The sequence below is a fragment of the Bradyrhizobium sp. Ash2021 genome (genome assembly GCF_031202265.1).
Lineage (GTDB): Bacteria > Pseudomonadota > Alphaproteobacteria > Rhizobiales > Xanthobacteraceae > Bradyrhizobium.
The window spans coordinates 8,636,625-8,655,505 of sequence record NZ_CP100604.1 but is presented as its reverse complement, the minus strand read 5'-3'; the positions used below and the strand labels follow the sequence as shown (position 1 = coordinate 8,655,505).

17 protein-coding genes are annotated in these 18,881 nt (G+C 62.3%); 6 read left to right on the top strand and 11 right to left on the bottom strand.

All coding sequences use genetic code 11. The features are described 5' to 3' along the window. Nucleotides 1-131 precede the first annotated feature (131 nt). Nucleotides 132-1,349, top strand: a complete 1,218-nt coding sequence (locus NL528_RS41660) for an ABC transporter substrate-binding protein (RefSeq protein ID WP_309180140.1) — start codon at nt 132-134, stop codon at nt 1,347-1,349. A gap of 67 nt (nt 1,350-1,416) precedes the next feature. Further along, nucleotides 1,417-2,577 (top strand): FAD-dependent monooxygenase, encoded by a 1,161-nt coding sequence (locus NL528_RS41655; protein WP_309180139.1) that lies wholly within the window; start codon nt 1,417-1,419, stop codon nt 2,575-2,577. Nucleotides 2,578-2,618: 41 nt separating this feature from the next. Here the strand turns inward: NL528_RS41655 and NL528_RS41650 are convergent, their stop codons facing one another. Then, on the bottom strand, nt 2,619-3,542 hold the full coding sequence (locus tag NL528_RS41650) for a 2-dehydropantoate 2-reductase (RefSeq protein ID WP_309180137.1): 924 nt from the start codon (nt 3,540-3,542) through the stop codon (nt 2,619-2,621). A 117-nt stretch (nt 3,543-3,659) separates the two neighbouring features. Here NL528_RS41650 and NL528_RS41645 point away from each other — a divergent pair, with 117 nt between their 5' ends. Then, on the top strand, nt 3,660-4,412 hold the full coding sequence (locus NL528_RS41645) for a DUF4239 domain-containing protein (protein WP_309180136.1): 753 nt from the start codon (nt 3,660-3,662) through the stop codon (nt 4,410-4,412). An 87-nt stretch (nt 4,413-4,499) separates the two neighbouring features. Here the strand turns inward: NL528_RS41645 and NL528_RS41640 are convergent, their stop codons facing one another. The 4 genes from NL528_RS41640 to NL528_RS41625 all read right to left on the bottom strand — a co-directional run bounded on the left by NL528_RS41640 (nt 4,500) and on the right by NL528_RS41625 (nt 8,048). After that, nucleotides 4,500-4,646 carry a hypothetical protein gene (locus NL528_RS41640; protein WP_309180135.1) on the bottom strand — a complete coding sequence of 49 codons (147 nt, stop codon included), beginning with the start codon at nt 4,644-4,646 and terminating at the stop codon, nt 4,500-4,502. Nucleotides 4,647-4,900: 254 nt separating this feature from the next. Next, complete coding sequence (locus NL528_RS41635) at nt 4,901-6,241, bottom strand: MFS transporter (RefSeq protein ID WP_309180134.1); 1,341 nt, start codon at nt 6,239-6,241, stop codon at nt 4,901-4,903. A 330-nt stretch (nt 6,242-6,571) separates the two neighbouring features. Further along, complete coding sequence (locus NL528_RS41630; RefSeq protein ID WP_309180132.1) at nt 6,572-7,054, bottom strand: CinA family protein; 483 nt, start codon at nt 7,052-7,054, stop codon at nt 6,572-6,574. 1 nt (nt 7,055) lies between these two features. Further along, a complete protein-coding gene (locus NL528_RS41625) occupies nt 7,056-8,048 on the bottom strand; it encodes an MBL fold metallo-hydrolase (protein ID WP_309180131.1) in 993 nt (330 codons plus the stop codon). A 167-nt stretch (nt 8,049-8,215) separates the two neighbouring features. Between NL528_RS41625 and NL528_RS41620 the strand changes: the two genes are divergently transcribed. Genes NL528_RS41620 through NL528_RS41610 form a run of 3 tightly spaced genes read left to right on the top strand, consistent with a single transcriptional unit; the run spans nt 8,216 to nt 10,820 of the window. Further along, on the top strand, nt 8,216-9,301 hold the full coding sequence (locus NL528_RS41620; protein ID WP_309180130.1) for an amidohydrolase family protein: 1,086 nt from the start codon (nt 8,216-8,218) through the stop codon (nt 9,299-9,301). Continuing rightward, entirely contained in the window at nt 9,298-10,407 is a 1,110-nt protein-coding gene (locus tag NL528_RS41615) for an amidohydrolase family protein (protein ID WP_309180129.1), read from the top strand. The genes NL528_RS41620 and NL528_RS41615 overlap by 4 nt, the downstream gene beginning before the upstream one ends. After that, on the top strand, nt 10,407-10,820 hold the full coding sequence (locus tag NL528_RS41610) for a Rieske (2Fe-2S) protein (RefSeq protein WP_309180128.1): 414 nt from the start codon (nt 10,407-10,409) through the stop codon (nt 10,818-10,820). The genes NL528_RS41615 and NL528_RS41610 overlap by 1 nt, the downstream gene beginning before the upstream one ends. A 115-nt stretch (nt 10,821-10,935) precedes the next feature. Here the strand turns inward: NL528_RS41610 and NL528_RS41605 are convergent, their stop codons facing one another. The 6 genes from NL528_RS41605 to NL528_RS41580 form a co-directional block, all read right to left on the bottom strand. After that, on the bottom strand, nt 10,936-11,601 hold the full coding sequence (locus NL528_RS41605) for a PilZ domain-containing protein (RefSeq protein WP_309180127.1): 666 nt from the start codon (nt 11,599-11,601) through the stop codon (nt 10,936-10,938). Nucleotides 11,602-12,633: 1,032 nt separating this feature from the next. Continuing rightward, nucleotides 12,634-13,740: a tricarballylate utilization 4Fe-4S protein TcuB gene (gene tcuB / locus NL528_RS41600; protein WP_309180126.1), complete on the bottom strand. Its 1,107-nt coding sequence runs from the start codon at nt 13,738-13,740 to the stop codon at nt 12,634-12,636. A gap of 33 nt (nt 13,741-13,773) precedes the next feature. Continuing rightward, nucleotides 13,774-14,805, bottom strand: coding sequence for an esterase (locus NL528_RS41595; RefSeq protein WP_309180124.1), 1,032 nt, complete (start codon nt 14,803-14,805; stop codon nt 13,774-13,776). A 168-nt stretch (nt 14,806-14,973) separates the two neighbouring features. Further along, on the bottom strand, nt 14,974-16,362 hold the full coding sequence (gene tcuA / locus NL528_RS41590) for an FAD-dependent tricarballylate dehydrogenase TcuA (protein ID WP_309185221.1): 1,389 nt from the start codon (nt 16,360-16,362) through the stop codon (nt 14,974-14,976). 60 nt (nt 16,363-16,422) lie between these two features. Then, complete coding sequence (locus NL528_RS41585; RefSeq protein WP_309180122.1) at nt 16,423-17,739, bottom strand: MFS transporter; 1,317 nt, start codon at nt 17,737-17,739, stop codon at nt 16,423-16,425. A gap of 153 nt (nt 17,740-17,892) precedes the next feature. Next, nucleotides 17,893-18,792: a transcriptional regulator GcvA gene (locus NL528_RS41580; RefSeq protein ID WP_309180121.1), complete on the bottom strand. Its 900-nt coding sequence runs from the start codon at nt 18,790-18,792 to the stop codon at nt 17,893-17,895. Nucleotides 18,793-18,881 lie beyond the last annotated feature (89 nt).

The window sequence follows — 18,881 nt, the reverse complement described above, 5'->3', positions numbered from 1 at the left end:
GTTTGGCCGCCAAGGTTGCTTTCGGAAAATTTCGGAAAGATTTCGGGACGCGCTCCGCAATATCGTTCATTAGCGTTCGAGGCCCCGTGCTGCGTTCAGGGCCTCGAAAACTCAGGGACTATAGGGCTTACATGATGAAGCTTTCAATGATCCTCGCGGCTGCGGCGATCCCGCTTGCGGTCGGCGTTTCATCCGGCGCAATAGCGCAAAAGGCGTACGGTCCGGGCGTTACCGACACGGAGATCAAGATCGGGCAGACCGCGCCCTATAGCGGCCCGCTCTCGTCGCTTGGCATTTTTGGCCGCGTTGAAGTGGCCTATCTAAGGAAGGTCAATGCGTCCGGTGGCATCAATGGTCGTAAGGTCACCTTGATTTCGCTCGACGACGCATTCTCGCCGCCCAAGACGGTCGAACAAACGCGCAAGCTGGTGGAAAGCGACGAGGTTCTTGCTGTCATGGGGTCAATTGGAACGCCGACAAGCCTCGCCACGTCGAAATATCTCAACAGCAAGGGCGTGCCGCAAGTCCTGCTGCTCGCGAGTACGCCGAAGCTCGACGATCCTGAGAACCTGCCCTGGACAACGACGTTCAGTGTGTCCCAGTTGGTCGAAACCAGGACGTATGCGGAATATTTGCTGCAATCGAAGCCCGATGCGAGGGTGGCGGTGATCTATCAGAACGACGACCTCGGCAAGGGCAATCTAGCGGGTTTCAAGGCTGCGCTTGGCGCAAAGGCCGCGACCATGATCGTGAAGGAGGCGGCTTACGATGTGACGGAGCCGACGATCGACTCGCAGGTTGTGGCACTGAAAGCCTCGGGCGCCGACACGCTGTTTCATGCATCCAATGGACGGTTCGCCGCTCAGTTGATCCGCAAAGTCCACGAGCTTGGGTGGAAGGTTCAGCATGTGCTACTTAACGGTGTCAGCGGCATTTCAACGATTCTTCGAGCCGCGGGACTCGAGGCCTCGACGGGCGCGCTGACGTCCGTCTGGCTGAAGTCGTCCGAAGATCCGAGATGGGATGACGACAGGGACATGAAGGAGTACCGGGCCTTCATGACGCAGTGGGCGCCGGGAGAACTGGTTGAAGATTCTATCCTTGCATATTCCAGCGCCCAAATGATCGTCGTAGTGTTGAAAAATTGCGGTGATGATCTCTCTCGCGAAAATCTGCTGAAGCAGGCGATCAGCATCCATGATCTGCAACTGCCGCTGTTCCTTCCCGGCGTGAAGATAAATGTTTCCCCGAACAGACGTGTTGCATGGCGGCAGGCCAGCATGGCGCGGTTCGACGGCTCCAAATGGGTGCTGTTCGGCGACATCCTCAGCTTTCCCGCTGGCAACTGAGCGCCTTGTCCGAAGCGAGCCGAGGGATCGACAACGGCAGCGACGCTGGGCGCCCTGGACGGATGCAATGACGGACAAACTTCAAATTGCCATCGTGGGAGCCGGGATCGGTGGCCTGGCCGCTGCCCTTGCGCTACGGGCGCGTGGCTTGAACGTGACGGTCTTCGAACAGGCTCACTCGCCCCATGAGGTCGGAGCCGGGATTTCGATCCAGCCAAATGCAGCACGCCTGCTCATGCGCATCGGGCTTCGCGATCGCATCGAGAATATTGGCACCAGGAGCGTGGGCCTTTCATTGTGGACTTCGCGCGGAGAGCCCGTTCCGACGCCGCCTGCTTCTGCCGATAGTCCGAGCTACCACGTCCATCGAGTTGAACTACTGGATATGCTCAATGACGCGCAGGCGGCAGGTGCCGTCCGCTTTGGTCATCATTGTACCGGAATCAGGGAAACCGACCGCGGCGTAGGGCTTGCCTTCGCAAATGGCGTCACCGCAGATGCGGACATCGTCATTGGAGCGGATGGTATCCATTCGATCGTACAGCGCGAGGTCGGCCTGACCACCAATCCGACGAGTGAAGGGATTATGGCCTACAGAGGTTTGATCCGCTCCGAGAGACTTTCATGGGCGAAAGATCTTCGCGGATTGAAGATGTGGATGGGTTCGAGGCGCAGCTTCCTGTGCTTTCCGGTTGCACGGGGGCGCCTGATCAACATGGTCGCGTTCGTACCAAGCGATCTTGAATCCGAAGAGACCTGGACTGCGCCGGGCGATCTGAAGGCGTTGGCTGCCGAGTATATCGGCTGGGACGCTCCCGTGCTGGAAACAATCGGGGCGCTCGATGAAACGTTTCGTTGGGGTGTCTATGATCGTGCACCATTGCCGTACTGGTCGACGGCGCGCACCACGCTTCTCGGTGACGCCGCGCACGCGATGGTGCCGCATTTTGGCCAGGGCGCCGGACAAGCGATCGAAGACGGCTTTGCGCTGGCCGTTCTGCTCGAAAATGCAAAGCCGGCAGACGTTCCTGCGCGACTGAAGGCGTACGAAAAATTGCGACTCGGGCACACCAGCCGGGTACAAGCCGCCTCGCGCGAAGCCGGCAGATTCTATCGATCCGAGAACGAGGATGTATCGGAACGAAACCGGCGAATGGGCAAATGGATGTCGGCGGCAGGATGGATATTTCCATACGATGTGGAGCAGGAGGCTGCGGCGTTGCTGTAAGCTCGGGAATTTGTGCGCTTTGTTGAGCAAGGCCGCAGCGGTCAGCCGGGCGCACCCATGATGTAGGGCTTCAGCATCGCATACATCAGGCTGTGGGTTGGCGTCGGGACGCCGAGCTTGTGGCCGAGTTCGGCGACCTTGCCGCCGAGCCAGGGCAGCTCCAGCCGGTTGCCGCGCTCGAGATCGAGCGCCATCGACGCTTTCATGGTGGGCGGCGCATGGCTGTTGAATTCGAGAATGATGTCGAGCGCATTGGGCGGCAGCGCCACGCCCCTGGCGCGGCCGACGTCGATCACTTCCTGGTGGGCGGCGATGAAAACCGGACGGATCTCCGGGTCGTCGCGCAGCTTGCCGATCGGCTGGCGCGCCAGCGCCGTGATGCTGGCGTTGGTGGCGAGCAGGACGAACTTCATCCAGAGATCGGTGAGGATCTGTTCGCTCAGGACCGCATCGAACCCGGCTTTCTGACAAAGCGCCAGAAAATCCTCGGCCCGCTTGCTGCGCTTGCCGTCGAGCTCGCCAAAAATCATGCGCATGAAGGTGCCGACCTGCTGGATCGTACCGGGGGCGATGATCGACGCAGAGATCTGCGCCACGCCGCCCATCACGGCGTTGCTCCCGAGAATCGGGATCAGCCGCTCGGCCGCGTCGATGCCGTTCTGCAGCGGGATCACCGCGGTGTCGGGTCCGATCAGCGGCTTGATGGCAACGCCTGCGCTTTCGACGTCCCACAGCTTGACGCAGAACAGCACGATATCGACCTTGCCGATTCCGGCGGGATCGTCGGTGGCATGGGTCGGCACCAGATGGGTCTCGCCGCGGCCGCCCTGGACCTTCAAGCCCGCGCTCTTCATGGCGGCCAGATGGGCGCCGCGCGCGATGAAGGTGACGTCGGCGCCCGCCTTGGCCAGTGCCGCGCCAAATCCGCCTCCGACGCCGCCCGCGCCGACAACCGCAATACGCATGGAGTTTCCTCTCGTTGACTACAGCCCGACAGTGTGGCCTGTCGGTGCGCGGGAATCCAGACACGGCAGCGGGGGGCCGCAATGAGCGACTGGTTACACAATTTGCCGGTGCCGTTGATGGCGCTGGCGATCTTCGGCTTCACCTATCTGCTCGCCCTGGCCATGTTCGCCGCCATTGGCGCGCTCGCGACCGACGCGCGGGCGAAGTCGTTCAAGGCGATTTCTCCCGGCATGCTGCCGGTGCTGGGCATCATCTTCGGCCTGTTCGTCGCTTTCACCGCGGCACAGGTCTGGGGTGACAATGACCGCGCCGCTGCGGCGGTAAGCCGCGAAGCCAGCGCGCTCCGCGCCGTCACGCTGCTCGGCGCCGGCCTGCCGGCGGAGCAGGAGGGTCGGTTGCGGGACCTCGTTCGTGGTTACATCGAGCAGGCGGTCACGGTGGAGTGGCCGATGATGGCGCGCCAAACCGCCTCGCTGCGGGCGTCTCCCGCAGCCCTTGCCGAGGCGCTGCAGCTCGTGGTCGAGATGACGCCGTCAGGCGTCGGCCAGCAGACCGCGCAGCGGGAAATAATTGGCGCCCTGGGGACCGCGCTGGACGCGCGCAGGCAACGGATCATCATCAGCCAGGCGGAAGTCAATCCGGTCAAATGGTGGTGCCTGTACCTGCAGGCGATCTGCGAGTTGCTCGCGATCGCTCTCATTCACTGCGATAACCGGCTGGCATCCGGGATTGCGCTTATGCTGTTCGCGACCGGCGTGGCCGCCTCGGTGCTGCTGATCGCCGCGCATGACCGGCCGTTCACCGGTCAGATCTCGGTCGGGCCGGAACCGCTTCGGCAAATCATGCCGGGCGTGTCGACGAGTCGATGAGAGGCGCGCGCCCTTCAACGCGAAGGCGGCGCATTCGCCAACGACGGGAACCGGCCGCTTGCGAGCCCGCCGATCCGAACGAGGCAGCTAGGCCGGTGCGGGCGCGTCCTGCGGCCCGCCGGCGGGGCCCTTTTCCGTCGGAAACACGCTCTCGTATATCGCGCGGGCCTCCTCAATAAGGCGCGCCTCGTTGCGGTCGCGATCAGGTTTCGGGAACTTTATGACTTCACCCATTTGATCTCCAGGGAAGGAAGCGTCCGGTGCAATCAAAAATGCGAATATCATGCCAGTTCAGAGGGAACCCGACCCCGTACTAAACCGGGAGTCGGAACGCCGGTTGAGAATTCTCGCTGCGGGTTTTAGTGCGTCCCGGACACCTGCGATGGCGATGGCGACATGAACAGGAACATCGCCAGCACCAGATTGTACAAATCGAGCACCGATTCTTTCCGCCATTTTTTCATGATGATCTCTCCTGGCCGGTTGCCTCAATCCCGCTGTCCGTACACGCCCGCCCCGCTGATATCTTTCCCGGTGTAGTCGGTCATCAGCGCGGTCGCGATCAGCGTGATGACGGCGCATATCGCAATGTAGACCGCGATCGCGGTTGCCGAATGAAACGACCCGAACAACCAGGTTGCGATCAGCGGCGCCGGGCCGCCGGCGATGATCGATGCCAGCTGGTAGCCGAGCGACGAGCCGCTGTAGCGCAGCCGTCCGGTGAAGCTTTCGGCAATCAGCGCCGCCTGCGGTCCGTACATCATGTCGTGCGGAATCAGGGAAACGAAGATCGCCAGGAACATGATCGCTTCCGATCCGGTATTCACCATCGCGAAATAGATGAAGCCGAATACGCCTGTTGCCGCCGCCCCGATCATGTACATGTTCTTGCGGCCGATCTGGTCGGACAGATGACCGGACAGGGGAATTGCGACAAACGACAGCACCGAGGCCGACATCACCGCGGTCAGCAGGAAGTCGCGCGACACGTGCAGGGTGCCGATGCCGTAGGAAAAGATGAACGCGGTGAAGATGTAGAATGGCGCCTGCTCGGCCATGCGCGCAAATGCGGAGAGCAGGATCTCTCGGGGGTACTGTTTGATCACTGCCAGCATCGGCGTGCGCTCGACCTTGTTCTCGGCCAGCAGTCGGGCGAACACCGGGGTTTCCAGGATGCCGAGCCGGATGTAGAGGCCGACGCCGACCAGGATGAGGCTGAGCGCGAACGGGATACGCCAGCCCCAGCTCAGGAACTGCTCCCCCGACATCTGGCTGAACGCCAGCACCGCGAGGTTGGCAAGGAACAGTCCGCACGGCACGCCGAATTGCGGCCATGACGCGATCAGTCCGCGCGACCGGTCGTCGCGCGCCCATTCCATCGACATCAGGACCGAGCCACCCCATTCGCCGCCGACACCGACGCCCTGGATGAATCGCAGGGCGGTCAGGAGCACCGCGCCCCAGATGCCGATGCTCTCGTAGGTCGGAACGATCGCCACCGCGGCTGTGGCCAGTCCCATCAACAGCAATGTCGCGATCAGGGTTGCCTTGCGGCCGATGCGGTCGCCGTAATGCCCGAAAATGGCGGCGCCGATCGGGCGCGCGATGAAGCCGACCGCGTAGATCGCGAACGCCTCCAGCGTGCCGACCCAGGGGTCGGAATGCGGGAAGAACAGTTTTGCGAAAACCAGGCCGGTGACGGTGCTGTAGAGGAAGAAATCATACCATTCGATCGCGGTGCCGATGGTGGACGCAACCACGGCGCGGCGAAGCTGAACCTGATGCTCGGATGGGCTGAGGGAGGTGGTGTGAACACCGGGTGTTGCCATGAGCGTTTCCTCCGCAACAACCCCCGTCTGAGACAGGCCGCAGCAGGCCTTTGCGCAGCAACGCGTAGCTTCGTTGACGGTTCCAATCGATGCCGGGAACTGCGCTAGACTTTAGGCGGATTAGCCGGAAGATTTTTGCACAACCCCGGGCGTATCCCGGCGCGGGGACGCGAAGCCGGATGATGCGTTCGATGGCGCCACACCTTCAGTCGTCATCACCCGCGCATGCGGGTGATCCAGTATTCCAGAGACGTCAGCGATGGAGCCGATAAGCCGCGGCGTACTGGATGCCCCGCATGCGCGGGGCATGACAGCTCTACGATGCGCCCTTCACCGCGACAAATTCTGCAGCAGCAAATTCAACGCCGCGCTCGCAAAGCTCTGCATATTCGCCTGCCTGTCCGCGCTGCCGGTTTCCAGCGTGATCACCGCGTCGTTCGGCCCTGCCACCGCGATGCAGCTATGGCCGGCGGCGTCGCCGTAGCGGTTGCCGGTCGGCCCGGTTGCACCGGTTTCCGACAGGCCCCAGTCGGTGGCGAAGCGTTGCCGCATCTGGCTGGCGAGCAGTTTTGCGTAAGCCTCGGACGCCGAGCGGATGCCCTTCATGGCGTCGTCGGGAATGTCCATCAGGATCCGCCGCGCGTCGCGGGTGTAGATCACGCCGCCGCCGAGGAAATAAGCGGATGCGCCGGGCACTGCGAGGAGGGCAGCCGAAATCAGCCCGCCGGTCGAGGATTCCGCAACCGCGATGGTCTGTTTCCGCTCGATTAGTTTGGCGGCGATTTTCTCGGCGATCGTAACCAGCTCTTTCATCTCAACTCCGGTGCAGGATTCGTTTCAGCAAGGGTTTCTTCTCGGCGGCAGGCTTGTCGGCGAGCGAATGATAGACCACGCGAATGAAATTTTTGCTGGCTAGTTCGGTCGGCGCCCATTTGGCATCGAGATCGGCGAACGGCTTTGCCGCCACCGCGTCGTCCTCGCTCTTGCCGTCCTTCACCAGCTCCGCCATCCGGTCGCGCGCGGTGACCAGCATGGTGCGGTACTCCTTAAGCGCGGCCTTGTCGGCGATCGGGCCGTGGCCGGGCACGATCCGGCTCCTGGCGTTGGTCAGCTTGAGATAGGCGTCCGTGGCCGCGATCATCCCCTTGATGTTGCCGCCATTGGCGAAGTCGATATTGGGATAGCGGCCGTTGGTGAAGGTGTCGCCGGTCGACAGCACGTTGGCGGTCTTGAACCAGACATAGGTGTCGCCGTCGGTATGGGCGTTGGCGATGTGCTTGAGGTCGGCGACGCGGCCGTTCATCCGGATCTTGAACGCGCCGGTATAGGTCTTCCCAGGCAGCGCGCCGGCCGATGCCGGCGGCGTCCTGGCGGCGGTCAGGCCGTTGGTGGTCCCGGCGGCGAGCCGGGTCTTGACGTTGACTTCGGAGACGACGAGGGCGCCATCCCTGGCGAAGGGCTCGTTGCCGCCGGTGTGATCGCCGTGAAAATGCGTGTTGATCAGGTATTTGACCGGCAGGTTCGAGATCACGGCAATCGCGGCCTTGATCTTGTCATGCAGCGGCGCGAACTCGCTATCGACCATGATGATGCCGTCTTGCGCGGTCGCCACGGTGATGTTGCCGCCAATACTTCCAAGCATCTGGCCTTCGAGCATATAGACGCCGTCGCCGAGGTCGGTGGTCTTGATTTCGACCTTGGAGAAATCGACCGGGGGCGGTGCGGCGGGCGGCGCTTGCTGCTGGGCGCCCGCAATTCCGGTCAGCAGCGCGGCGGTCGCAACAACGGCTAATCCAGTCCGAATCATGAAATGCTCCCCAGCGCCCAAATTGTCCTGTCGCCATGTTGTCCTAGCACATGAGGGCCGCGTTTGCCGAGTTGCGGCGCGGGGGCGAGCCTGCTTGAATGCGCTGCAAGAACCAGGCGGCGCGGCCTGCAAGATGCCGTGAGTGCGTGGCCAAACGAGGAAACATCATGACCGCACCGATCGCGGGTGGCGTGGATTGCGATCTGCATCCCGCCGTGCCGCATCTCACCAGCCTGCTGCCGTATATGAACGATTACTGGCGCGACCAGGTGACGACGCGCGGCATGACCGACCTGATCTCGCAATCCTATCCGGTCAATTCGCCGATCTCGGCGCGGCCGGACTGGCGGCCCGCGCAGGGCAAGCCGGGATCGAGCCTCGAGGACATGAAGCGGCAGGCGCTCGACCCGTATCGCGTGAGCTTTGGCATCTGCAATCCGCTGTACGGCGTGCAGATGGTGTTCAGCGAGGATATGGCGGATGCGTTCTGCCGCGCGCTGAACGACTGGCTGGTGAAGGAATGGCTCGACAAGGACGCGCGCCTGCGCGGCTCGATCGTGATCCCCGTGCAGAGCATCGAAAAATCGGTGGCAGAGATCGAGCGCTGCGCCAAAGACAAGCGCTTTGTCCAGGTGCTGATGCTGGTCATGGGCGACAACCCCTTGGGCAAGCGCGCCTACTGGCCGATCTATGCCGCGGCCGAGCGGCTGGGTCTGCCGATCGGCGTCCACGCCGGCAGCAATTATCACAACCCGCCGAGTTCGGTCGGCTGGGGCTCTTATCACATCGAGGATTACGTCGCCCAGGCGCAGGCGTTCCAGACCCAATTGACCAGCCTGATCGTCGAGGGCGTGTTCGCGCGGCACCCGAACCTCAAGATGGTGATGCTGGAATCGGGCTTCACCTGGCTGCCGGCCTATCTGTGGCGGCTGCATAAATTCTGGCGCGGGGTTCGGATGGAGACGCCCTGGGTCGACCGCGCACCGCTGGAAATTGTGCGTAGCAACATCCGCTTCTCGCTGCAGCCGGTCGACGCGCCGCCGGACCCGACCACGCTAAATCGCCTGTTCGACCATATGCAGTCGGACGAATTGCTCCTATTCTCGACCGACTATCCGCACTGGCAATTCGATGGCGACAAGGTGCTGCCGGACGGGATTTCGCCAGATCTTGTGCGCAAGATCATGATCGATAATCCGCTCGCGACTTACGGCCGCCTCAAGCAGCCAGCGATCAAGGAGACGACGCCATGAACATCCAGTTCCGCGACCGTCCGGAGCAGGCGCCCGCCGCCAGCGTCAAGACCGCGATCGCCGATTGCGACATTCATCCGGCCCGCGCGATGCCGACCGAGCTGTACCCGTATCTGGCAAAACGCTGGCACGAACATCTCCAGACCTACGGCAAGCACGCCTATCAGGGCATGATGGAAGGCCCGCCCTATCCGAAGGCGCAGCCGAATGCGTCTCGCCGCGACGCCTATCCGCCGGAAGGCGGCCCGCAGGGCTCGTCGCTGTCCTTCATGCAGAAGCAGCTTCTCGATCCGAATAATGTTGCGCTCGGCGTCCTTAATCCGCTCCAAACCGGGCAGGGCTTGCGCAACCAGGACCTCGCCGCGGCGCTGGCGACAGCGATCAACGACTGGCAGATCGAGAAATGGACAGCCAGGGATTCGCGGCTGAAGGGTTCGATTGTGGTCGCCAATGAAGACGGCCGGGCCGCGGCCGCCGAAATCCGCAAGCGCGCGGGGGACAAGAATTTCGTCCAGGTGCTGCTCTTGAGCCGCAATGTCGAGCCGCTCGGCCAGCGCCGCTATTGGCCGATCTACGAAGCCGCGCAAGAGATTGGCCTTCCAGTCGGCGTGCACGCCTTTGGCTTCGGCGGCAATCCGATCACCGCATCGGGCTGGCCGAGCTATTATATCGAAGAGATGGTCGGCCATTCGCAGTGCCAGCAGACCGCGCTGGCCAGCATCGTGCTGGAAGGCGTGTTCGAGCGCTATCCAAAACTGAAAATGGTCATGATCGAAGCCGGTTTCGGCTGGGCGCCGTCGCTGGCGTGGCGGCTGGACAGGAATTTTGAGCGGCTGCACAGCGAAGTGCCGCATCTCAAGCGCAAGCCGTCGGAATATATCCGTGACCACATCTGGTGGACCACGCAGCCGATGGAAGACCCGGAGCGGCGCGACCATCTGTTCGAGCTGATCGAGTGGATCGGCTGGGACAAATTACTGTTCGCGACCGACTACCCGCATTGGGACTATGACGACCCGTCGCGCGTGCTGCCGGCCGGCGTCAGCGACGCCAACCGTGAAGCGTTCTATCTCGGCAATGCGAAGAAGCTGTACGGGATTTCTTGATGGTTCGCCATGTCATTGCCCCGGTGGACGAGCTGCCGCCGGGCACGCGAAAATTCCTCACCATCGATGAGCGGCCAATCGCGATCTTCAATATCAAGGGCGAGTTCTTCGGCCTGTTGAACCGCTGCCCGCATCAGGGCGCAGCGCTGTGCGAAGGCCCCTTGATCGGGCTCGCGCAATCCTCCGACCCCGGCGAGATCGAATATACGCGGCTCGGCGAGATCCTCCGCTGCCCCTGGCACGGCTGGGAATTCGATATCCGCACCGGACAATCCTATTGCGACCCCAAACGCTTTCGCGCGAAGGCCTATCCGGTCAATGTCGAGCCGGGGTCAGCCGTGGTGAAGGGGCCGTATGTCGCGGAAACGTTGGCGGTATCGGTCGAGAGCGATTACGTGGTGGTGGATTTGTAGATTTCAGCCGTCATTGCGAGGAGCGATAGCGACGAAGCAATCCATCTATCCGTTATGCCGCGCTATGGATTGCTTCGCTGCGCTCGCAATGACGGTGCAAGACGGTGCGCCCCACTCATGCTGCCGAAACGGCCGGCTCGGACAGGTCGGGGGTGGCTGCCGGTTGTACCGGAGCCGCTCTCGCGATCAGGCGGTCGAGATTCCGGACGTTCTGCGGCTCGATGAACTTGACCGCGATCCCGTCAGGCAGCAGCCGAACGACGCGGCCGATGCACGCGCCGACCGCGAGCGGCATGCCAACGGGCGGCTGCACCGCGGCCGATACCGCAATGCCGGAGGCCGAGGCATCGATGATGAAGCAGGGATGGATCGATCCATCCGCCAGCGTCAGCATGGAATGCGGATGCGGCGGGACGATGCGCGCATGCCTTCTGCCATCAAGAATCGTCGAATCTTTCTGCTTCTTCTCAATCCAGGTCAGCATGTCGGAGAGCTTCTCGCGCCTGGCGCGGGTCATCTCCAGCTCGAGCAGGAAGCTGCCCTGCATCGTGTCACTGATGCTGCCTTCGAATTTGCCGAAGTCTCGAAAGTAGGAGGTGAGACGGTCGCCGATCTTGCCGACCACGGGGACGTCGACAATCATCCGGAACGGCGACACGCGCGTGGTGCGGCAGGCAAAGGTGCGAAGCTTGCCCTGCGGGTCATACCAGTTCGGAAGCGTGTAGCTTCCGCTGACCACGACGTTCACCGCTCGCTGGTTGAGAAAATCCTGAACTGGCACGGCAATTCCGCAAGGTGAGTGGATGAGTTTGAGCGGCCGCTGATCTCTGTCAGCTTGATGGTCGCTCCTCGGCCATTCGCGACCTCGGATGCGTGGAGCGAAGACACGGCGTCATCTCTGATGCAGGGATGCGGCGGCCTCGGCACGGTGCTTTTACGGGCGATTCGTGAAAGAGAGGTAAAAAGGTAGGCAGATTTTCTGGCTTTCGGGGTGTGCCCGTGGTCGAACGTCGTGCAAAGCCTGCCCGACGGGCAAATCAAAAAAAGCTGTCCAGCCCTGCTTAAGAAAATATTCAGCTTGTCCCGTCGGGCAAATCAGCGCTACCAGCTCGCCCCGTCCTTTCCCGGCAAGAGGGGCGGTCGCGCGTCGTCACGAACGCGGGAGGGGATGCGGTGGACGCGGCAGCGTCGGCGCGCAAGGCGATCGCGGGGCGAGTCTCTCGTGAGCGATCAACCGGCGCGCAGACGAACGGCGCTGAATCCGCCTTCGCTAAAGCTTCGGCGGACGGGTACCAATCCCGTCGAAACCTTTGGCGTAGGTGGCTGCGTACGGCAAAACCGTGTGGTCCCGACACCCGTTGCTGGTGTCAAGCTGTCGGTGGCGAGATCGATCCAACCGGATCGGAACAGCCATCAAGCCGGCAGCGACGGTGACAAGAGGAATTCGTCGCCGGGGAGAGCACGGCATAAGCCGTAAAGCCATTGCGCGGGGAATGCCGGAGTGTTTCCGCTGAACCTGTATGCTCGTGTGCGTTTCTTTCGTGCATCTTTGCACACGAGACCGCGGGTGCAGCGCGCACCCGGCATTCCCTGCTCCCTCTACGATCGAGGGGACAGACCGTTCCAGCAAAGCTCGGGCAAACCATGCCGCGAGAAGGCGGACGTGTATCCGCTGTTTGAAAATTGAATCGCGATCCCGCCACGTCATTGCGAGGAGCTCTTGCGACGAAGCAATCCATTCTTCCTTTACGCGGTGAAATGGATTGCTTCGCTTCGCTCGCAATGACGAGGTCGGATGCTCGCAATGACGACCTTAAACATGCCCCATCATCTGCCGCTCCCGCGCATACCGTACCAATGCGACGAAACGATAGATGCCGTGGACGAATTTGCCGTAGGGCATGGTGATGAACAGCGCGAATACCACGCCGAGATGCAGCGCCAGCAGCGGTCCCATCGCCGCCGTATCGCGCCACAGCAGCAGCGCGATGCCGGTCAAACCGGTCAGAAACAGCATGGCGATGAAGGCGACATCCATCCCCATGCGCGCTTCATCGACCAGCACGGGATCGCGCTTCCATTTTTCGGCGAGCAATCCCACGGGCCCGATCAGCAGCCCGATGCCGCCGAGCGTGCCCAGTACCACCGGCAGATCCCACCACGCATACGGCGCCTCGCGCGCGAACAGGAAATGATAGAGCGTCGCGACGCAGGTGGCCGCAAAACACAGCGCAAAGCCGTAGAAGGTGAGGTGATGGTAGATTTTGCGGCGGTCGGTCGGCTTATCGTCCTCGTTGAAGCAGCCGACCCCGCCACCGTCGAGATAGCGCAACTCGCCGGCATCCCGGATCGCCTGCAACAGCGATTTGGCGTCGGTTTTCATGCCGACGGGCTCGCCGATGTCGCGCCAGAACGCGCGCACGCCCATCACAAGCGCGACGATCGCATAGAGAAATGCCGCGCCGAACAGTGCCGCCATCGCGTTGTGCGGCATCAATTTGTAGAACGCGCCGGGACCGGTATGAATGCCGAGCAATACCTGCCGGTCGGTGAAAGCCGCAAAGCCGAAGATGAAGGCCGCGATGCTGAGCGCGGCAATCACGCTGATGGCGAGACCGTTGCGCGCGAACGCGCCGGAGAACGCCCGCGGCCAGGCATAGGCCGCGTAGGACTCGTTTCGCGCGATCGCCAGCGTCTGGGGCACATTGACGTTGAACTCATGCGGCGGCGAGAACTGGCAGTCGGTGTAGCAGGCGCCGCAGCTATGGCAGAGATTGGCGAGATAATTGAGGTCGCCGTCGGAAAACGAGCGGCGCATTTCCATCGCCGGAAACACCGCGCAGAGGCCTTCGCAATAGCGGCAGGAATTGCAGACCGTCATCAAACGGTCGGCCTCTTCCAAAATTCTGGTTCCGTGCATGCTGCGCCGCTTCCTGTCCCAAAGCCAAATTGGTTATTTCGTCAGCCCTTTGCCTTCCAGCCACTTCTGGATCAGCCCGGCGACCTCGGCGTTGTTCTTGTCCATCATCATCATGTGCGAATTGCCGGTGATGCCGACCTTGGGCAGATCGACCACATCGACGCTGCCGCCAGCGGCCTTGATGCCGTCGGCGAAGGCAACGCCGGTGGCGCGGATCTTCGGCCAGCGCGAGTCGCGGTCGATGTAGTCGCCATAGACGATCAGCGTCGGGATGTTCTTCAAGCTTTCCACTTTCGCGGGATCGCCGACCCCGGCGGGCTCGATTGCGATCAAGGCCTTGACCTTGTCGGGCCGCGCCTGCGCCACCTTGAAGCCGAACGTGCCGGCCTGGCTGTGGAACAGGACAATGCAGGGGCCGACGCGGTCGATCTCGGCGATATAGGCCGCGACGATCGCATCGTCAGTAGTGGTCCAGCGCGGCACGTTCTGCTTGACGAAATTCTCGTAGCCTTCGTTCGGAAACTGGCTGCCGGGCATCAGTTTTCGTTTTGCGGGATCGGGATCGTAGGAATTCGGCCCGTCGCCGATGCGAAAGCGCTCGAACGGATTGCTGGTGGTCAGAAACACCGGCTCGCCCTTGAAGATATCGGGGTATTGCGCCCAGCCGGAGCGGCCGCGTTCGACCGCATCGGAATTGTAGACGCTCCAGCCCTTGCGCAAAAAGTAATTCAGCCAGCCTTCGCGGCCGTCGGGCGTGGTCTCGTAGGTGACGCCGGTGAGGCCGCCGCCGTGCCACATCAAGAGCGGATAGGCGCCCTTCTCGTTGGCGGGCAGAAAATACTGCACATACATCTGCTCGACCTGATAGGTGCCGTTCGGATCGACTTTTGCGGGCACGCCGCCCGGCGTAAAGGTGACCTCCCTGACCGGCTTGCCGCTGATCTCGACCAGGCGGCCGCCGACATGGAACGAGCCCATGTCACGCAGTGCCAGCGGCTCGGCGGCATTGGCCAACGTCGAGGCCATCAGAACAGCCGCGGCGGAAATGATAGCAAGTCGCGACATGGTTCCTCCCTCAGGCTTCTTCTCCTTCTCCCCGCTTGCGGGGAGAAGGTCGGGATGAGGGGGACTCTCTGCGAGCGCGGTCTGCGGAGAGTCCCCCTCACCCGGATCGCATCTGCGATGCGATCCGACCTCTCCCCGCAAGCGGGGCGAGGTGATCTGCACGTCACCCTAGTTTTTCGCATTTCTGGCCGCTTCCCGTCCCGCAACCCGTCCGAACACGCTGCCGATGGTCATGCCGATGCCGGCGGCATAGCCCTTGCCGAGCACGTTGCCGGCCATGATCTCGCCGGCCGCGAACATGTTGGCGGCGGGCTTGCCGTCCTTCATCAGCATGCGCGACTGCTTGTTCACGCGGGTGCCGAGATAGGTGAAGGTGATGCCGGGCCGCACCGGATAGGCGAGATAAGGCGCCGTCTCGATCTTGCGCGCCCAATGCGTCTTCGGCGGTGTCACGCCTTCGGTGCGGCAATCGTCGAGGATGGTGTGGTCGAAGGTGCCGGGCTGCACCGCGGCGTTGAAATCGGCGAGGGTTGTTTCGAGCGCCGCCGGATCGAGTTCGAGTTTGACGGCGAGTTCGGCGATCGATTCCCCTGCGATCGGCGGGAACAGTGTCGGCATAAAACTCGTGACAACCGTCGAATCGAAAATGATGTAGGCGATCTGGTCGGGCTGGGCGGCCACCAGCCGGCCCCAGATCGCATAGCGTTTCGGCCAGATGTCCTCGCCCTCGTCGTAGAATCGCTGGGCGTGCTTGTTGACGACGATGCCGAACACGACCGAGTCATGCCGCGTGATGATGCCGCCGTCGAATTTAGGCGCGCGGGCGTCGATCGCGACCGCATGGCATTGGGTGGGATCGCCGATTTCCTGCACGCCCTTGGCGAGCAGCATCTTCAGGATCGAGCCGCGGTTATAGGGCGTGCCGCGGATCAGGAAATTGTCGGCGGCCTCTCCCCAATATTCCCTGAGCCATTCGATGTTGGCTTCAAAACCGCCGGCGGCGGCCACCAGCGCCGAGCCGCGGACATCGACGCGGCCGTCGCCCTGCTTCAGCGCGGCCGAGAGGAACATGCCGTTGTCGATTTCGAGGTCGAGCACTTCGGCGTCGTAGAGGATGTCGACGCCGAGTTTTTCGGCGGTGAGATAGAGCGCGTTCAGCATCGCCCGGCCGCCGCCGAGGAAGAACGAATTGGTGCGGCCGAGGCTCAGCGTGCCGCCGAGCGACGGCTGCCAGCGCACGCCCTGTTCGACGACCCAGCCCAAAATGTCCTTGGACTCCCGGATCATGAACTTTGCGAGTTCTTCGTCGGTCTGGCCGCCGGTCACGACCAACAGGTCGTTCCAGAATTCCTCTTCGGTATAGGGCCCGGTGAGGATGTCGGTCGCCGCATCATGGGCGCAGCGCATGTTGCGGGTATGGCGGGTGTTGCCGCCCCGATAGAATTTCGGGGCGCCTTCCAGCACCAGCACGGAGGCGCCGGCGCGGCGGGCGCTGATTGCGGCGCACAACGCGGCATTGCCGCCGCCGATCACCAGCACATCGAATTTACGCGTCAGATCGACCATGCGTTCTTGTTATCTTGTTTGCATGGAAAGCAAAACCGGCGGCCGGCCGTCTCACGCCCGCTGCGCGGCGACCGCCTGTTCGCGCGCCTCGATCGCTCCACTGCGGTAGATGACGATTGCAGCGATGAAACCGCTCGCCGCGGCGCACATCAGCCAGAAGCCGGGGGACGCCTTGTCACCTGTCATGGCGATCAGCTTGGTTGCCGCAAAGGGCGTAAACGTGCCGAACAGCGCCGCTGCGAGAGAAAATGCCAGCGAGAAACAGGTGGTGCGAACATGCGCCGGGACGATTTCAACCAGCGCGCCCAGCATGGTGCCGCTGTAAACACCGAAATAGAGCGAAAACATCATTCCGACCGCCAGCAGCTTGCCGAAAGTCGGAGCGGCTGTGAGCCAAAGCAGCGCGGGATAGGCGGTCACGAACGACAGGCCTGCAATCGCCAGCAATACGGGCCTGCGACCGATCCGGTCAGACAGTGCGCCGCCGACCGGATTCCAGATGAAGTTGGTCACGGCCACCAGGAGGGTGACCAGAAGGCTGTCCTTGGCGGAGAGTTTCAGCTCTTTGCCAAAGGACGGCGTATAGACGGTGACGAAGTAGAAGGTCACGGTGGTCATGGCGGCCAGCATCATTCCGAGCAGGATGATCTTCCAGTTGACGGCGGCCGAACTGAAGACTTCCGCCGTGGTCGGATGTTTCTTCATGGCGAGGAATGCCGGCGTTTCTTCCAGCGTCCGGCGCAGCACGAAAATGACGGGAATGATCATGCAGCCGATAAAGAACGGAATTCGCCAGCCCCATGCTTCGATCATCGCAGCCGGCATCATCGCGTTCAGGATAAAGCCGATGATGGCCGCAACGAAAATGGCGACCTGCTGACTGGAGGACTGAAACGAGGTGTAGAACCCCCTGTTGCCGGGGGTGGCAATCTCGGAAAGATAGACCGACACGCCGCCAAGTTCGACACCGGCGGAGAAGCCCTGCAGCAGGCGGCCGATCAACACGATGACAGGTGCGGCAACTCCGATGCTCGCATAGGTCGGACAGAACGCGATAATAACCGTGCCCATTGCCATGATCGCCAGCGTCACGATCAGGCCGAGGCGGCGGCCGATCCGGTCGATATAGGCGCCGAGCACGATGGCGCCGACCGGACGCATCAGGGCGCCCAGCCAGAATACACCGAAGGTGTTGAGCAAAGCGGCGGTATCGTCAGTGGACGGAAAGAACGCCTTCGCGATAAGGGGTGCGTAAAAGCCGAACAGGAAGAAATCGAACTGCTCGAGGAAATTGCCGCTGGTCGCGCGCAAGATGGCGCCGATGCGCGATTTGATTTGCGGTGTGTCCGAAGTCCCCGATTGCGCCATGACGCCCCTTCTCCCCGTTACAAAGGGCCGACGGGAAAAGCTTCGCCAGCCGAGGCAGTTACCCTGCCTTGTGCGGCAATTTGGCACGCCCGCGTGGCGCGACCAACCCCGAAAACGCATAGCTCGATTGGAAAACGGCCGAATGGCGCAGTGTCAGGATTTGCCCTGTGCGGACGCGATAAGCCATTGCCGGAACGCCGAAAGTTTTGGGGAATCCGCTCTTCCCTGCGGCGAGACGAGGTAGAATCCGGCGTCGGTCGGCAGCGCGATCTTGAAGGGAACCACGAGCCGGCCCTTGCTGATGTCGTCCTGGACATAGGAGGTCCGGCCCATCGCCACGCCGATGCCGTCGATGGCGGCCTGAATGGTCACGAAGATCAGGTCGAAGGTGACGCCTGGCTGTTTCGACAAATCGGTCGGCAACCCCGCCGCCGTCAGCCACAGCCGCCAGTCGTCGCTGTAGATATTGCTGGTGTGCAGCAAGACGTGATCGCGGAGGTCTTCGGGGCATTTCAGCGGCTTGCCTGCTTGCAGCAGCGCCGGGCTGCAGACCGGGAACAGTTCATCCGCCATCAGCCAGTCGGCACGAACCCCCTGCCACTGGCCGCGGCCATAGCGGATCGCGGCATCGACATTGTCGCGTTGAAAATCGACCAGGCCGGACGAGGTGGTGATGCGCACGTCGATGCCGGGATGCGCCTCCTGAAATGCCGTAAGCCGCGGCAACAGCCACTTTGCAGCCAGCGACGCCAGCGTCGAGACCGTCAGCACATGGCCGTCGTCCTTGCGCTGCAGGCGGTCGGTGGCGAGCCGCATATCGTTGAACGCGGCGCGGATCCCGGGGAGGTAGTCTTTCGCCTCCGGCGTCAATGTCAGCGCGCGGTTCTGGCGGACGAACAGCCGAACCCCGAGTTCTTCCTCCAGCCGTTTGATCTGATGGCTGATCGCGGTCTGCGTCACGTTCAGCTCGGCGGCGGCTTGCGTGAAGCTTAAGTGCCGGGCCGCAGCCTCGAAGGCGCGAAGTCCATTGAGCGAGGGCAGCCTGGCGGTCATTTCCGCAATTCCAAATACATGAGTTTATCTCATGTTAAGCGGCACAAAGTGTCGTTTGTAGAAAGCCCTGATGCCGCAGATATTAGCGG

Bases quoted from the DNA above. Each gene is read 5' to 3' on its own strand.
- NL528_RS41620 (WP_309180130.1), top strand. From the start codon at position 8,216: ATGACCGCACCGATCGCGGGTGGCGTGGATTGCGATCTGCATCCCGCC.
- NL528_RS41655 (WP_309180139.1), top strand. From the start codon at position 1,417: ATGACGGACAAACTTCAAATTGCCATCGTGGGAGCCGGGATCGGTGGC.
- NL528_RS41640 (WP_309180135.1), bottom strand. From the start codon at position 4,646: ATGGGTGAAGTCATAAAGTTCCCGAAACCTGATCGCGACCGCAACGAG.
- NL528_RS41660 (WP_309180140.1), top strand. From the start codon at position 132: ATGATGAAGCTTTCAATGATCCTCGCGGCTGCGGCGATCCCGCTTGCG.
- NL528_RS41580 (WP_309180121.1), bottom strand. From the start codon at position 18,792: ATGACCGCCAGGCTGCCCTCGCTCAATGGACTTCGCGCCTTCGAGGCT.
- NL528_RS41615 (WP_309180129.1), top strand. From the start codon at position 9,298: ATGAACATCCAGTTCCGCGACCGTCCGGAGCAGGCGCCCGCCGCCAGC.
- NL528_RS41595 (WP_309180124.1), bottom strand. From the start codon at position 14,805: ATGTCGCGACTTGCTATCATTTCCGCCGCGGCTGTTCTGATGGCCTCG.
- NL528_RS41610 (WP_309180128.1), top strand. From the start codon at position 10,407: ATGGTTCGCCATGTCATTGCCCCGGTGGACGAGCTGCCGCCGGGCACG.
- tcuB (WP_309180126.1), bottom strand. From the start codon at position 13,740: ATGCACGGAACCAGAATTTTGGAAGAGGCCGACCGTTTGATGACGGTC.
- NL528_RS41630 (WP_309180132.1), bottom strand. From the start codon at position 7,054: ATGAAAGAGCTGGTTACGATCGCCGAGAAAATCGCCGCCAAACTAATC.
- NL528_RS41645 (WP_309180136.1), top strand. From the start codon at position 3,660: ATGGCGCTGGCGATCTTCGGCTTCACCTATCTGCTCGCCCTGGCCATG.
- NL528_RS41585 (WP_309180122.1), bottom strand. From the start codon at position 17,739: ATGGCGCAATCGGGGACTTCGGACACACCGCAAATCAAATCGCGCATC.
- NL528_RS41625 (WP_309180131.1), bottom strand. From the start codon at position 8,048: ATGATTCGGACTGGATTAGCCGTTGTTGCGACCGCCGCGCTGCTGACC.
- NL528_RS41650 (WP_309180137.1), bottom strand. From the start codon at position 3,542: ATGCGTATTGCGGTTGTCGGCGCGGGCGGCGTCGGAGGCGGATTTGGC.
- NL528_RS41635 (WP_309180134.1), bottom strand. From the start codon at position 6,241: ATGGCAACACCCGGTGTTCACACCACCTCCCTCAGCCCATCCGAGCAT.